Consider the following 14067-nt stretch of genomic DNA (forward strand, 5'->3'; position numbering starts at 1 on the left):
CCGCGGCCGCCGCAATCGGACGTCGGTCCTAGGACCCCCCCGCCGGCCCGCCGCCGCCCGGGCCCCCGGCGACGCCGTTGCGGATCGCCCAGAGGGCCGCCTGCGTGCGATCGCCGACGCCGATCGCCCGGAAGATGCTCGTGAGATGCGCCTTCACCGTCTTCTCGCTGATCGCCAGGCGGTGGGCGATCAGCTTGTTCGGCAGGCCCTCGGCGACCAGCGCGAGCACCTCCCGCTCGCGGGCCGACAGGCCGGTCGCGGCGCCGGCCGGCGCCGGCGCCGCGGCGCCCGTCGCGGGCCCCGACCGGCTGGCGAGCAGCGCGCTGGCGGCCCGCGGGTCGAGCGGCGCCTCGCCCCGGGCGGCCGCCCGGATGCCGCGCTCCACCTCGTCCGGGGTGGCGTCCTTCAGCAGGTAGCCGATCGCGCCGGCGTCGAGGGCGGCCAGGATGCGGGCCCGGTCCGAGAACGAGGTCAGGATCACCACCGCCGTCCCCGGGTGGCGCTCGCGGATCATCCGCGTGGCCTCGATCCCGTCGGGCGCGGGCATCTCGAGGTCCATCAGCACGACGTCGGCGCCGCGCGCGGCGAGGGCCGCGAGGGCCTCGGCGGCCGAGCCCGCCGACGCGGTCACCTCGACCCCGTCGAACGTGCCGACCAGCTGCGCCAGGCCGGCGCGCACGACGGCGTGGTCGTCGCTGCACCACCCGGATCACGCCGGCACCTCGAGCTCGAGCACGGTGCCCCGCCCCGGCGCCGACGTCACGCGCGCGGCGCCGCCCAGGTGTCGCGCCAGCTCCTCGACGAGCTCGAGGCCCACGTGGCCCTCCGCCCGCCGCCGCGCCCGGGTGGCCGCGTCGAACCCGTGCCCGTCGTCCTCCACGCGCAGCCGGGCGCGCCCGTCGTCGACCCCGGCGCGGACCTCGATCCGCGCCGGCGCGCCGTGGGCGGCGGCGTTGCGCAGCCCCTCCGCCGCCGCGCGGTAGAGCAGCTCCTCGCTGCGCTCGGACAGGGCCATGCCCGCCGGCACGTCGACGGTCACGGCGATGCCGCGCGCCCGCAGCGGGGCGGCCAGGTCCTCGAGCGCCGCGCCGATGCCCTCGTCGTGCAGGCGGCCCGGGTTGATGTCGACGACCGCCGCCCGCAGTCGGCGGGTGCCCTCCCGCGCCGCGTCGGCGCCGGCGCTGAGCGCCGCCACCGTCGCCGGGTCGGTCCCCGCCGGCGCGCGGCTGGCGGCGGCGGCGAGGCCGAACGAGAGCCCGGCGAGGTCCTGCAGCGGGCCGTCGTGCAGGTCGGCGGCCACGCGCCGGCGCTCGAGCGACGACGACTCGAGCGCCGTCTCGAGCAGCGCCTGGCGCTCGCGCATGCCGTCCCGCAGCCGGCGCGCCATCGACCAGGCGAGCGGCACCTGGACCAGCCACAGCAGCAGCAGCGCGCCGAGGATGACCGGGGCGAACGCCGTGATCACCTCGCGCCCGCTGGCGGTGATCTCGCTCTCGCGCCGGTAGGCCTCGAACAGCGCCTGGCGACCGCCCGGCGTGCGGATCGGCAGGTAGACCTCCAGCAGCGAGCCCTGGTCGCGCTCGAAGGCGTTCTCCGGCTGCGACAGGTCGCTCACCTCGGCCTCCGTCTCCCCCGTGCCCAGCACCGCCCGCTCGTCGGCGCCCAGGCCATACCGGCGCCCGATCAGCCGCGGCTCGTCGCTGTAGGCGATCCGCCCGGCGGGCGTCCAGATCTTCACTCGGACGACGTCCTCCCCGAGCACCCGCTCCTGCACGACCCGGTCCAGCCGCTCGAGCGCCGCCGGGTCGCCGTCGAGCGCCGCGTCGGTGAGGGCCGGCTCCACGACCCCCCGTCCGGCCAGCGTGGCGAGGCGGCGGGCGTCGTCGACCGCCTCCCTCTCCCCGATCGGCCGCAGCACGAGGAAGCCCCCGGCCGCGAGCGCGGCCAGCGCGAGCAGCCCGGCGACCATGAACCGGGCGACCGCCCCCCGCACGGAGGGGCCGCGCCCCGCCGCCGCCACCGCGACCCTCATGGCGGCGAGGCTACACGGGGCCCGAGGGAGGGCCGCGGGAGTCGACGCGATCGACGCGCGCGGTCGACGCCAATTGGCGCCGACGGCGCCTGCTCGCGGGGCGACGCCAATTGGCGTCGACGTCGTGCGTCGATCGCGCCTATTCGGCCAGGGGGCCCGAGGACATCCGGTGGCGGGTGCCCCTTGGCGCTCAGTCGAGGAGACCGTCGAGCAGTTCCTGCTCGGCCGCGATCCAGCGCGCGACGCCGTCCCGGGCCGTCGCCATCGCGTCGGCGCCGAGGTGCTCGGCGCCCGCCTCGGTGATGCGGGCGACGTCGATCTCGAAGCCGACGTTGGGCGAGGTGACGCTCAGCGCCTCGATCACGCGGACTGCGGCGAGGACGCCGTAGCCGACCGGGCGCTCGGTCATCCGGAAGTGTGCCAGGAGCGCGCCGGCCTGCTGGGCCATGGCCGCGCCGCTGCCGATCGCGTGGAAGCCGATGTCCTCGTACCGGCCCACCAGCCCGTTGGGGTTGATCTCGACGATGAAGGGGCCGGTGCGGCCGTAGCCGGCGGCGAGGACGTAGGCCGAGGGCGTCGCCTGCGTGGGCTCGCCCGGGATCTCCGGGATGAAGTGGTCGTAGTGGTGGCGGAGGATCGGCAGCGCCACCTCCTGGAGCGCGTGGCCGATGTCCAGGGCGGCGAGCACCTCGTCGGCGCGCGCGGTGAGCGCGGCGTCGATGTCCCTCAGCACGCCGCGCGCGCCGCTGCCGGCCCAGGCGGCGTGGTCGCCGAGGTCGTGGAGCTTCTGGGCGGGGAAGCTCATGCCGCGGTCGTCGTCGGTGATCTGGCTGTCGGACGCGATCACCAGGCCGTCGGCGCACCGGATCGCCAGGACGACGGTCATGGAGGGCCCTTTCGGTCGGGGACGCACCCTGCCCTACCCGCTCGCGCTGCCCATCCACCGGGGCGGGGCTGCGGCGCCGGCGCGCTAGATGTGGAACATCGCCCGGGCGCCGGGACCGATCGGGCGTTTCTCCTGCAAAACGGCTCCTTCACCGATCGAAGCGAGCTAGCAGGACCACGCATAGCGGCGCATATTGGTCCACGATTGGTCCATTACGCCCGGAGCGTCACCACGGACGTGGTGCGGGTCGTGCCGCGGTTGATCGCCTCCACCACGGCGGCGCCGAGGTTCCGCTCGTAGATGGCCGCGCCGTTGACGGTCATGAAGACGTTGACCGATCCGCCCGGCTGGTCGATGTCACCCGAGCCGCGCAGGGCGTTCGTGAACGCCTCGGATGCGCGGGCGCTCTGCTCCGCCGCGTCGGCGCGCGCGTTGGCCTGGTCGATCTGCGCCTGCTGGTCCGGCGTGGGGCCGGCGTCGGCGGTCGAGTCTCCCTCAGGCGCGCCGGCCGACTCGGCGTCCTCGAGGCGGTCGAGCTCGGCCTCGTAGAAGATCTCGTTCAGCTCCTCGACGATCGCCTTCTCGACCTCGCGTAGGCCGTCGATGTCCTCCTTCAGGCGCTTGCGCGCGGCGCGCATCTGCGTGATGAGCACCCGCTTTCGTGCCGGCTTCAGGTCCTTGCGACCGCCGACCTTCTGGATCTGCTCCCACAGGGTGCGGCGGCGGTCCTGGTACTTGCGGATGAGCCCCTGCACCTGGGCGAGGTTCTTCTGCAGCGCGATACTGGTGGCGCTGCGCTCTGCGTCCTCGCGCGCCTCGGCTGCCCGGGCGACGGCGTCGGCGCCGCCCTTGGCGAGCTCGCGGGTCCCCGCTGCTCGACCGATGCTCGAAACGCCACGCTGCTGAGCATCGGAGAGCGACGTACCGCGCACGCCGCTCGCGGGGTCTCCGGCGCCGGCCGAGAGGATGCTCCGTGCGGCTGCCATCGGGTTCGCCGCGCCGGCGGCCTTGAAGGCGCGGGCGAGGCGCTGCTGTGGCGTGAGGGGCGGAGCCTTCTCGCTCTGCGGCGTTTCGTGGCCGCTCTCACCGGCCACGCTTCGCTTCGCCGCCGGGGCACGCACCATCGCGCTCAGAGCGCCCACGCTCGTCGAGCCGAGGTGGAGGTGGGGTCCGCCGTTGACGCCCGTGCCGAGGTAGCCGAGCACCTGTCCGGGCTCGACGCGCTGGCCGGAGCGCACGGTGACCGACTTCAGGTGCTTGTAGTAGAGCTGGACGCCGTTCGTGTTCAGGTAGACGGCGTGGCCCCAGAAGCGGGGATCCGACGAGAACGGCCGGATCGCCCCGATGACCCCGGGGCCGGCGGCGACGACGGCGGTCCCGTCGCTGCCCATGAGGTCGTATGCGGCGTCCGACTGCCAGTTGTTCGGCGGGGCGCTGTAGGAGTGAGTGCCCTGGCCGGGACCGCCGCCGATCCGCGTGCCCGGTGCAGGGTGAACCCAGCCGCCCGAGGCGAAGCTGTCGCCCCCGATGACGCCGCCGGTGGCGACCAGGGCGGCGATGATCCGGTCGATGCCGACGATGCGCTGCTGGCGCGGGTTGAGCACGACCTCGCCGGCGTGCGCGGTGATCGGGATGGCAGCGCCAGGAGGGCCGGGGATGGTGCCGCCCATCTGGCGGAACAGGCCGCGGGCGCCACCGCCGGCGCCGCCGAAGCCGGCGAAGGTGCTCGCCTGCGCCCGGGCGCCGCTCGAGGAGCCGCCCTCGATGAAGCGGCGCAGCGGCCCCGGCACGAGGCCCCAGATGAAGTCGGTGATCTGCCCGCCGATCGCCCGCAGGCCGCTCAAGATGCCGCGCACGATGGCGTTGCCGATGTCCTTGCCGAGGGCGAGCACCTGGCGCGGGATCGTGCGGATGAAGTCCATGATCCCGCCGAAGACCTCGCGCACGACGCCCTGCAGCGAGCGCCACGCCTTGCCCCAGTCGCCGCGGATCACGGCGAGGACCGTCTCGATGATCCCGCGGATGATCCGCAGGGCGCGCTCGATGGTGCGACGCACAAACTGGAAGACCGTGTTGATGTCGTCGCCGAACTCGTCCCAGAAGCGCCGGGCGTTGCGGACGATCGAGCGGATCGTCGGCATTACGTTGGCGTCGATCCACCGCATGACCCGCTGGATGACCCGGCGCGCGCCCTCGAAGGCGTCGGCGGCGGCCTCGCGGATCCCGGGCCAGTTGCGCTTAATGAAGTTCACCACGTCGCGGATCCGCGGGATGAGCTCGGTCTGGGCGAACCGGGCGAAGCGGGTGATGATTGGCAGCAGGCCCGAGGCGAATGACTCGGCCGCGTCCTCGGTCATGCGCTGGAGCTGCTGCAGGGCCTCGGTGCTCTCGCCCTCGGCGGAGGCCGCGCCGCCGAACTGCGCCTCCAGCTCGCGCAGGATGACCTTCTGCGCGTCCATCGTGCGGCCGGACTCGACGAAGTTCTTGATCTGCTCCCGCTGCGTCTCGTTGAAGGTGATGCCGACCCGCTGGAGCGCCGTGATGCCGCGGACCGGGTCGTTCAGCGCCTTGCCGACCTGGATCGACGCCTGCTGCATGTCGGTCCCCATCGCGACCGACAGGTCGTTGGTGATGCGGACCGTCTGGTTGAAGATGTCGTTGCCGGCGCCCGCCTCGTTGCGGATGTTGCGGAAGGTGAGGAGCATGTTCGCCCCCGCCTGGACCGCGTCGTCGGCAGAGCCCGTCTGGCGCTGGATGGCCGCCGCGAGCTTCTCGACCTGGGCGGCGGTGACGTTGGCCGCGCCGCCTGTCGTCTTGATGACGTTCGCCGTGCGGGCGGCGACCGCCTCCTGCTCGCGCGCCTCGTCCAGGCCGAGCTTGCCGAAGGCGCCGACGGCCGCCGTGCCGGCCGCGGCGGCCGCGCCGAGGGCGATGCCCATCGACTTGCCCACCCGGCCGATGCGGCTCTCCGCCTGGCCGAGAGCCTTCTGCAGGCCGGAGGCGTCGCCGTCGATGTAGTAGCGGATGCCGCCGGAGCCGCGGGCCACTACGCCTGCTCCTGCTCCCGCCGGGCGGCCTCCGCCGCCGCGCGCTCCTGCTCCACGATCATGGCCGCGAGATCACGATCGACGATCCATGCCTCAGCGCTTCCCGGTCTTAGTCCGAGCAGCGCGCTTGGGCTTGTCCTCCACACCCGCGCCATCTGCGCCGTCGTCTCCGCTTCCGGCGTCGTCGCGAAATCGGGCGGCCCGCTCGGAGCGCTCCATGAACAGCGACAGCAGCTCGTCGATGTCCAAGGGGTCCAGGTCGATCCACCGCACGCCGTCCGGGGCGTCCGGGTCCTCCTCGCGCAGCAGGCGCGGCGTGACGAGCATGGCGCGCACGATCTCCTCGCTGATGCGCAGGCCCAGCGCGGGATCCTGCAGCGATCCGGCCAAGTAGTCGGTGAGGTGCGGCGCGATGTCCTCAGCCGAGAAGATCGCGTAGATGTTCGGCGACGTGCGGACCGTGCCGACGCGCCCGGAGGCGAACGTGTGCTCCTCTGTTGAGGGGCTCCAGCCGTTGTCGCTCACGGGCGCTTTCCTTTTTGAAGGGGGAGTCCGAGCGAGTTTCCGTCAGAAGCGACCTGACAGCGGGGTGTGGGCTGGGGCGCCCTGGAGATCTGACCCGCCCCCGCCCCGACCTTGACGCCGCTCACGGTGACCCGCGCCGGCTGCACGTAGAGCACGCCGCAGACGTGCTCGGAGCGCAGGACGCCGTCTCGGGCCATGGCTTCAATTCCTGAACCGGAGGCGCCCATCTGGGCGGCCGCCTCCTTCACGGTCACGAAACCGGCGTCGCCGCGCCCCCAGGAGGTCACGGCGCCGGCTCGGTCAGGTCGACCTTGCAGAAGGCCTCGGGGTAGTCGATGCCGAAGCCGGCTCGCAGCTCGGCGCGCCCGACGACCTGGTTCTTGCCGAACAGGTCCGAGTGCTGGTCGCTCACCTCGAAGCGCACCGGGTCTACCTCGTAGAGCGTCGCGCCCTGGCGGAACGCGCCGACCAGCGCCGTGCCCTCCGGGATGACCGTCGAGGGGACCGCCCGCTTGCCCCAGATGGCGCCGAACTCGCCCTCGGTCATCGGGCCGGCCAGGTAGGCCCCGTCCGAGGTCTTGTCGAGCCGCATCACCTCGAGGTCGCTCGGGTGGATGACGACCGCCTCGGGCTCGATGTGGTCGAGCCGGATCTCGGTGATGCCGCGGTGGATCGCGTCGGCGTACGTCTCGCCGGTGGCCCGCGCCGCGGTGTTGATGTTCGCGTTGGTGAGGATGCCCTCGAAGTCGGGTGCCGTGCCGTCCCCGGAGAGCATCTGCGCGTCGAGCTCGAGCAGCACGCCAAGGATCATCTGCGACTGGATGAAGGACTGCGCCTGCTGCCAGTCGAGCAGGATGGCGCGGTCGATCGGCTCGGTGAGGTGGGCGATCCAGACGGCTGGCGTCGTCTGCTGGTCGATGGTGTAGATCGACGTCGGCTTCTGCGCCCCGCCGGTGGGCGCGACCGCCGCGGCGTTGTGCGTGGCGACCGTCTGCTGCAGGTAGGCGATCTGGGGGCCGTCGGCCGGCTTCACCTGCACGAGGCTGCGCAGGAAGGTGCCGGCCTGGGGGAGCAGGCGCAGCGCGTCGTCGAAGAAGCCCGGCAGCGTCGCGACGGCCGTCCCGGCGAGGAGCGCCTTGGCGCCCACCTGGCCGTTGGTGCCGCGGAAGTTCTCGATGACGCTCTTGGCGAGGTCCTGACCGGGCGCCGGCCGGGCGGCACGGCTGCCGCCCTCGAGGTGGGCGATCCACCGCTCCTGCGCCTGCTCGGCCATCTTTGAGGAGGCCTCGAAGGCGGCGTGCAGCTCGTGCAGCTCCTTGAACTCGGGGCTGCCGCCGCTCTTGATCTCCGCGGCGAGCTGCTCAGGGGTGAGATCCGCGTTCACCTCGCCACGACGCTTGGCGAACGCGGCCCACCTCTCCTTTGCCTCGTTGGTCAGTCGATCGACATCGGCGCGGAGCTCGTCGCGCACGGGGTCCGGGGGTGCGGTGAGGGCGGGGTTCATGGAAGCGCTCCATGGAGGGGGGCGGGACCGGTCACACGCGCCCGATGGTAGCACTGAGCGCGGGCGACTCTGTCGTCACCCTTGCGCGGCATTGTTACCACTGGTAGAAGTAGGCCGCTTCCTACTCCGAGGAGACAGTCATGGTGAAGGTCCGGGGGCGAACGCTTGCAGCCCTGAGACAGCGGGCCGGCCTCAGCGAACGGGCCGTCGCGCCCGCGCTGCGCCCGCTCGTGACCCGTGCCAAGGCGAACGAAGGCCTCGACGCGGCCCGCCAACACCTTCGGCGCCTTGAGCGGGGCGAGGTCACCGAACTCGACCAGGAGACAGCCGAGAAGCTCGCCGCTGCGCTGGGCGTAGAGGTTGAGGACCTTGAGACTGAACTCCTCTGGGCGCTCGCGAGCACCAGGGGCCTGATCGACCTCGCCGGCCACCTCTTGGCCTGGTCCGACCCGGCGGAGGCACAGGCACGCCGTGCCGCGCTCGGCATGTCGGGCTGGCCGGCAGCCGAGACCTTCGTCGCCCCCTTCTCGCGAGAGATCCTCGAGCGGTGGATCGCTGACTCGCTCGGCGTGCCGCTCGACCTCGTGGAGCACGAGGGATCGCTCGTGATCGACGCGGCCGGCGAGAAGTTCATGGCCCTGGTCGATCTCGAGCTCATCATGCAGGACGCGGAGCTGACGAAGCCACGTGTAGAGGTCGCCCTGACCATCAACGAGCAGTTTCGCAACGAGGGCGGGCTCGTTTACCTGGCGGCGCGTCAGTACGAGCGGACCCGCCGGCTCGACAAGGCGGACCACCTAAGCGCGGAGGCCGCCGACGCGGCGCGTCGCCTCAAGGTGCTTACAGGCCTCCTGGAGGACGTCGTCAAGGAGTTCAGCTACCCCAAGTAGACCCCGCCCCAGAAACGCGAAAGGCGCCCCTGCGCTGGGCGCCCCTCGCTCGATCCTGCTCGAAAGGACCGTGATGGCTCCGCATACGAAGAGTAGCAGCAGCATCGGCGCCGACACGCTGCGCCGAGCAGCCGCGACAGAAGCGCGGTGGTTCGGTACCGCGGCCCGCTTCGGTCAGATCACCGTCACCGAAGCGGTCGAGGCGTGCCACGCCCTGCTCCGCAAGCACGCCGCCCCGGAGATCGTGCGCATGGTGCAGCTGGCGGGCACGCCGCGGCCACGCAACGCCCGGCGCCCCGCTTGCTCGACCCGGTCACGCCGGCCGCGGCGCCGGCAGACGTCCACGCGCAAGGTCCCGCGCGGGCCCGACGACGACTCGCCCCCGGAACCCGTACGGACTGCGAGCGACCTGACTAGGGGGTGTCGCTCTGAGCGCCGCAGCGATGCGATGCGCCCCTCCCGGCGGGTGACGGTCCTGCGGGCGCTGCTTGAGGCGCTCGAGCGGGCGGAGGTGGCGCCTTGATACCGATTCCGCCGCCGCCCGACGTCCTGGCCGCCGAGCTCGCGCATGACCCTGAGCGCGCGTGCGAGTGGATTGTCCACATGTGGTACGCCGCCCTCGAGCTCGAGCGCGAGGTCGACGAGCTGCGCGCGCACGTCGCCGACCTGCAGCTCGAGGTCGGGCTGTGAACCGCGAGGACGGCTACCGGGCCGACGCGCTCCTCGATGCGTGGACCCGCGACAACGAGAAGCTGTTCACCGAGGAAGAGCGCCGGCTGATGAACCGGCGCCTGATCGAGTTCGACGAGCCGCCGATCGAGATCAAGACGCCGCGGGCGATCGCGGCGGCCGCCATGGAAAAGTACGAGGCGGCCGCCCAGCGACCCAAGGCGGTCGAAGGACTCAGCTCATGGGAGCCGGCCCTCGACTGGGATGCGGCGCTCGCGCCTCCGCCGCCTCCGTCGATCCTCAGCGGGGAAACCGGCGCCCTGCTCTACGCCGGCAAGCGGCACATCGTCTCGGGCGAGTCCGAGACGATGAAGTCGTGGTTGGCACTCGCCGCGGTCGCCGAAGTGGCCCGCGAGGGCCTCTTCGCGGTGTTCGTGGACGCCGACGACATGGGGCAGGCGTCCGTGATGGAGCGCCTGCGCGACGACCTGGGCGTGCCCGAGCGTCTTGTGCGCGAGCACGTGCTCTACATCGCTCCCGAGACGCGCTTCGACCCGGAGGCCGACCGGATCGTCGCTCGCCTCGTCAGGGATCACGCCGTGGTGCTGGCGGTCATCGACGCCCTCAACCCTGCGCTCCGGCTGCAGGGTCTGTCCAACCTCGCCACGGACGACATCGAGGACTTCCTGCGGCTCGTGGTTGGCGCTTTCCATCGGCGCGGGGTCGCGACGCTGATCGTGGACCACCTGCCGAAGAACTCCGAGAACCGCGGGCGGTACTCGATCGGCTCGGAGCGCAAGTTGAGCGGCGTCGATGTCGCGTTCGGCGTCGAGTTGGTGGGCGAGGCCATGACGCGGGATCGGCCGTTCGCGTCCGTGGCGATCAAGTGTCATAAGGACCGTCCGGGCTGGCACAGACGCTCGAGCGGGCGGCGCCTCGGCACCTTCGAGATAGACCTCCGGGAGTCTCCGCAGTGGGCGCTGAAGCTCGCCGCGGAGGGGGTGGGCCAAAGCAAGGTCGCGGAGATGGCCGAAAGGGTGGGCCAAGTCATGGGCCAACACCCGGAGGTCACACAGACCCGGTGTGCCGAGATCCTAGGCGTGGAGCGGGATAACGGCACATTCCGTAGGGGGTGGGCCATGGCCCGGGCCAAGTGGGAATCTGGCCCGGGCGGGCCATCCGCCCCCCTATACGGGGGCGGTGGCCCCCGGCCCGGCCCGGAGGGCGGCCGATGAGCGCCCTCCTGACCCTCGCCCAAGCCGCCCCGCTCGTCGGCTGCCGAGACCCGCGGACGGCTCGGAAGCGGCTCGCGGCTCTCGGCGTCCCTGTCGTGACCTTCGATGGCCGGCACTACGTCGATGAGTCCGAGGTCCGGCGAGCCCTCCGGGCCCACGCCACGCCCCTAACCGATGGTCGCCCCCCGATCGGTCAGGGGGTCCAGCTTGCCCGCGGCGCGCGCCTGTGGGACGTTCGGCCGGAAACAGAAGTGGGGCCGCGCGGTGGGAGCCGCCGACCCCGTGGCAGCCGGGAGCGCGAACTCCAGGCCGCATCGAGAGCCTACGCGACCCCGCAGGCTCCCTTGGCGACCTCGTCGACCTCCTCGGCCAACCGATCAGAGGAGGAACGATGACCACCCCCACGAGCGCGACCATCGAGGTCGTCGCGCGCACCGCCGCAACGACGGTGGGCGAACTTGCCGCCGGCTGCCAGCTCCGGCCGGAATGGATCAGCGTCGCGCTTCACGCTTGCATGTCGCTGTATCTCGCGGATCGGAAGTTCTCCCCTGTTGAGCTGCGCGGCGAGAACCTGCGGTCGGTGCTCGCCTGCGCCGAGTTCGTGCGCGAGGAGAACCGGCAGACTCTCGACGGTTCGGACGGGAGCTGGGACACGTCGTCGTTGCGATCGCAGCTCGAGGCGGCCGAGTCCCTGCTCGAGTACATGGAGGCGGTCCGATGACGTCGCGCCCATCCATGGCCGACCTCGAGCGGATGCTGCTCATCGCCCTGCGCGACCCCGCTGCCACCCTGGTCGAGAACTCGTTCCACGACTCGACCGCCTTGGTGGCCGAGTTCGCCGACGCCGGCCTCGTGCTGGGGTGGCTGCGCGCTCGCGCGGAGCCGGACTGGTGGGACATGCTCGCGGTCGGCGCCGCGATCGAGCGCTCGGCCCGCCGCTTGATCGCGGCGAACAGGCAGATGATCCGATGGATCGACGAAGAGGACGAGCGCGGAGAGCTAGCCGCCGAGGACGACGACCGCGCGCGACAGCGTGAGGAGATCGCCCTCGCGGAGGCCGTCCTCGCTGCCCTCACCGAGGCCGAGAAGGCGGTTTCCGCATGACGATCGACGCCCGCGGCGGCGCGTTCCGGGCGCGGGTGCGCCGCCGCGGGGTCAACCTGACCCGCACCTTTCCCTCGCTCGCCGAGGCGCAGGCGTGGCGCCACAGCGTCATCGCGGCCCTCGAGCGAGGCGGGGCGCCTCCCGACGTGGCGCCGGTATTCGAGGAGGACGCGACCCCGCTGGTGACGTCGGAGCCGATCACTGTCCTCGATGCGTGCCGCGAGTGGGCCGTCGGCGCCCTACGCGGCACCGTGCGGACACGTAGCGGCCGTCGCTACCGGGAGTCGTCGGTCCATACCTGCGAGTACCGCCTACGGCTGCACGTCCTTCCCTACCTCGGTCGCCTGCCGGTCGGCGCCCTCACCGCGGGGACCGTCCGCCGCTGGCTCGAGGAACTGGAGGCCGACACGAGCCCCACGACCGCCCGGCTGGCGCTGGACGCGCTGCGACCGGCTATGCGGCGCCTGGTGGAGCACGAGGTCATCCCGGTCAACCCGTGCGCCGGGGTGCGCCCCCCGGCCGCCGGCGAGGAGGCGCGGCCGATCCGGTTCCTGACGCCCGACGAGGGGCGGGCGCTACGCAATGCCGCGGACGCGGACGGGCACCCGCGCATCGGAGCCTTCGTGGACCTGGGGCTCGCCACGGGGGCGCGCCGGGGTGAGCTGCTCGCGCTCCGATGGGCCGACGTGGACCTCGAGGCGCGCGAGGTGATGGTCCGGGCGTCCTTCAACCTGCGCACCCGCGAGACGGGGCCCACGAAGTCAGGGAAGGGGCGCGAGGTCCCGATCGGCGCCCAGGTGGCCGCACGGATGCGGCGCTACCGGCTCGCGGTCGGTCGGCCAGGCGACGACGAGCGAGTGTTCCCGTTCGACCCCCGGGAAGCGTTCGGACGGGTCCGCACCGTCCTCCCCGCCCCCCTGCCGACCATCCACTCGATGCGGCACTCTGCGGCGACGTGGTGGCTCGCCAGCGGCCTCACCGTCCACGCGGTCGCCGAACTGCTCGGCCACGCGGACCCGACGCTCGTGCTCAAGCGCTACGGCCACGCCCTGCCGGCCGAGCGCAGCACCGCCGGTGAGCGCCTCGAGGCGTTCCTCGAGGGCGCCGGCGGCCCCTGATTGGTCCACGATTGGTCCAAGGCGCCCGGGAAGTAGCCCGTTTGCAGGGGCTACCTCAGATGTGGAACATGGGCGCGTCCTGCGCCCGCGCCTCGCGCTCGACCATGTCGGCGATGGTGAGCCCCTCGAGCAGCTCGGCCAGGGCGGCGCGGGCGGCGGTCCAGACGAAGCCCGAGCCGTTGGCGTCGGCGTCGGGCGGGGCGGTGATGCGGCCGTCGACCGTCTCGACGACCTCGAGGATCGTCACCTCGGCCGGCGGGCGGCGGAACGAGTAGCCGCCCTTCACGCCCCGCTGGCTCCCGAGCACCCCGGCCCGGCGCAGGCCGGCGAAGAGCTGCTCCAGGAAGTGGAGCGGGATGCCGCGGGCCTCCGCGACCTCCATGATCGGCACGGGCCCGCCGGAGCCACGCTGCGCCAGCTCGGTGAGCGCGAGCACCGCGGAGCGGCTCTTCTCGGTGATCGTGATCAGGGTGAACTCCCGGAAACCTGGACCTGTTCGGGAGTTTAGCGGAGGAACCCCCGCCGGGCGATCAGGCGTCGTCGAGCAGCACGTTGACGTAGCCCTCGCGCGTGAACGTCGGCTCGTGCGGCTTCCCCGCCTTGACGCGGCGCTGGTAGATGCGCTCGAGGGAGTCGATCCAGGCGTCGAGGTCGCCGACCATGAACTCGTAGACGCACTCCGAGGTGTGCAGGAGCAGGCGCGGTCTGCGCCCGCCCTCGGGCATGTCGCCCGGCGAGCGCGGGAAGCGCTCGACCTCGAGGATGTCGTCGAGCGGGATCTCGCGCCGCTTGGCGCGCATGATCGTGTCGAGGATCGTCGGCACGAACACGAGCCGGTCGTCGGTCGCGTACAGCTCGCCGTGGCGGGAGAGCCAGCCGTTCTGCAGGTCGGCGCCCGAGCGCTTGAGGATCGTCTCGTCGTCCCGCGGGCGGTCGGCGTTCGGGACGCGCGGCAGCCTGCGGCTGGCCTTGGCCGCGCCGGCCATCAGCGCCACCGGTCGCGCGATGCGTGGGCGGGGCGTGGTGATGCGGCCATCTGTCTGTGCTCCTTCACCGG

General features: G+C 72.6%; 14 protein-coding genes and 1 pseudogene. 6 read left to right on the forward strand and 9 right to left on the reverse strand.

Annotated elements, in window-relative coordinates; translation table 11 throughout:
* Positions 1-28 precede the first annotated feature (28 nt).
* From ITJ85_RS17355 to ITJ85_RS08170, 7 genes and pseudogenes are all read right to left on the reverse strand, one after another.
* On the reverse strand, positions 29-385 hold the full coding sequence (locus ITJ85_RS17355; protein ID WP_281412244.1) for a response regulator transcription factor: 357 nt from the start codon (positions 383-385) through the stop codon (positions 29-31).
* Between the two features lie 6 nt (positions 386-391).
* Positions 392-682 (reverse strand): annotated as a pseudogene (locus ITJ85_RS17360) (response regulator); the annotation flags it as partial.
* A 27-nt stretch (positions 683-709) separates the two neighbouring features.
* On the reverse strand, positions 710-2032 hold the full coding sequence (locus ITJ85_RS08150) for a sensor histidine kinase (RefSeq protein WP_217915860.1): 1323 nt from the start codon (positions 2030-2032) through the stop codon (positions 710-712).
* Positions 2033-2222: 190 nt separating this feature from the next.
* Positions 2223-2918 carry an Ntn hydrolase family protein gene (locus ITJ85_RS08155; RefSeq protein ID WP_217915861.1) on the reverse strand — a complete coding sequence of 232 codons (696 nt, stop codon included), beginning with the start codon at positions 2916-2918 and terminating at the stop codon, positions 2223-2225.
* Positions 2919-3130: 212 nt separating this feature from the next.
* A complete protein-coding gene (locus tag ITJ85_RS08160; RefSeq protein WP_217915862.1) occupies positions 3131-5965 on the reverse strand; it encodes a peptidoglycan DD-metalloendopeptidase family protein in 2835 nt (944 codons plus the stop codon).
* A gap of 93 nt (positions 5966-6058) precedes the next feature.
* The gene (locus ITJ85_RS08165; protein WP_217915863.1) at positions 6059-6490 is read right to left on the reverse strand and encodes a hypothetical protein; all 432 of its coding nucleotides are present in this window, start codon (positions 6488-6490) and stop codon (positions 6059-6061) included.
* A gap of 283 nt (positions 6491-6773) precedes the next feature.
* Positions 6774-7994, reverse strand: coding sequence for a phage major capsid protein (locus tag ITJ85_RS08170; protein WP_217915864.1), 1221 nt, complete (start codon positions 7992-7994; stop codon positions 6774-6776).
* A gap of 140 nt (positions 7995-8134) precedes the next feature.
* Between ITJ85_RS08170 and ITJ85_RS08175 the strand changes: the two genes are divergently transcribed.
* The 6 genes from ITJ85_RS08175 (at position 8135) to ITJ85_RS08200 (ending at position 13010) form a co-directional block, all read left to right on the forward strand.
* On the forward strand, positions 8135-8884 hold the full coding sequence (locus ITJ85_RS08175; protein WP_217915865.1) for a helix-turn-helix transcriptional regulator: 750 nt from the start codon (positions 8135-8137) through the stop codon (positions 8882-8884).
* Between the two features lie 519 nt (positions 8885-9403).
* Complete coding sequence (locus tag ITJ85_RS08180; RefSeq protein WP_217915866.1) at positions 9404-9574, forward strand: hypothetical protein; 171 nt, start codon at positions 9404-9406, stop codon at positions 9572-9574.
* Entirely contained in the window at positions 9571-10788 is a 1218-nt protein-coding gene (locus ITJ85_RS08185; RefSeq protein WP_217915867.1) for an AAA family ATPase, read from the forward strand. The genes ITJ85_RS08180 and ITJ85_RS08185 overlap by 4 nt, the downstream gene beginning before the upstream one ends.
* A 391-nt stretch (positions 10789-11179) precedes the next feature.
* A complete protein-coding gene (locus ITJ85_RS08190; RefSeq protein ID WP_217915868.1) occupies positions 11180-11509 on the forward strand; it encodes a hypothetical protein in 330 nt (109 codons plus the stop codon).
* Between the two features lie 14 nt (positions 11510-11523).
* A complete protein-coding gene (locus ITJ85_RS08195; RefSeq protein ID WP_217915869.1) occupies positions 11524-11892 on the forward strand; it encodes a hypothetical protein in 369 nt (122 codons plus the stop codon).
* The gene (locus ITJ85_RS08200; protein WP_217915870.1) at positions 11889-13010 is read left to right on the forward strand and encodes a tyrosine-type recombinase/integrase; all 1122 of its coding nucleotides are present in this window, start codon (positions 11889-11891) and stop codon (positions 13008-13010) included. The genes ITJ85_RS08195 and ITJ85_RS08200 overlap by 4 nt, the downstream gene beginning before the upstream one ends.
* A gap of 55 nt (positions 13011-13065) precedes the next feature.
* Here ITJ85_RS08200 and ITJ85_RS08205 read toward each other — a convergent pair whose 3' ends face one another.
* Positions 13066-13479 (reverse strand): RrF2 family transcriptional regulator, encoded by a 414-nt coding sequence (locus ITJ85_RS08205; protein WP_343233007.1) that lies wholly within the window; start codon positions 13477-13479, stop codon positions 13066-13068.
* A gap of 61 nt (positions 13480-13540) precedes the next feature.
* The gene (locus tag ITJ85_RS08210; protein WP_217915872.1) at positions 13541-14005 is read right to left on the reverse strand and encodes a hypothetical protein; all 465 of its coding nucleotides are present in this window, start codon (positions 14003-14005) and stop codon (positions 13541-13543) included.
* Positions 14006-14067: the final 62 nt, after the last annotated feature.

The sequence above is a fragment of the Miltoncostaea marina genome, assembly GCF_018141525.1.
GTDB lineage: Bacteria > Actinomycetota > Thermoleophilia > Miltoncostaeales > Miltoncostaeaceae > Miltoncostaea > Miltoncostaea marina.

Excerpts from the sequence above, each read along its gene's own strand:
- ITJ85_RS08175 (WP_217915865.1), top strand. The coding sequence starts at position 8,135 with ATGGTGAAGGTCCGGGGGCGAACGCTTGCAGCCCTGAGACAGCGGGCC.
- ITJ85_RS08200 (WP_217915870.1), top strand. The coding sequence starts at position 11,889 with ATGACGATCGACGCCCGCGGCGGCGCGTTCCGGGCGCGGGTGCGCCGC.
- ITJ85_RS08195 (WP_217915869.1), top strand. The coding sequence starts at position 11,524 with ATGGCCGACCTCGAGCGGATGCTGCTCATCGCCCTGCGCGACCCCGCT.
- ITJ85_RS08190 (WP_217915868.1), top strand. The coding sequence starts at position 11,180 with ATGACCACCCCCACGAGCGCGACCATCGAGGTCGTCGCGCGCACCGCC.
- ITJ85_RS08155 (WP_217915861.1), bottom strand. The coding sequence starts at position 2,918 with ATGACCGTCGTCCTGGCGATCCGGTGCGCCGACGGCCTGGTGATCGCG.
- ITJ85_RS08170 (WP_217915864.1), bottom strand. The coding sequence starts at position 7,994 with ATGAACCCCGCCCTCACCGCACCCCCGGACCCCGTGCGCGACGAGCTC.
- ITJ85_RS08150 (WP_217915860.1), bottom strand. The coding sequence starts at position 2,032 with ATGAGGGTCGCGGTGGCGGCGGCGGGGCGCGGCCCCTCCGTGCGGGGG.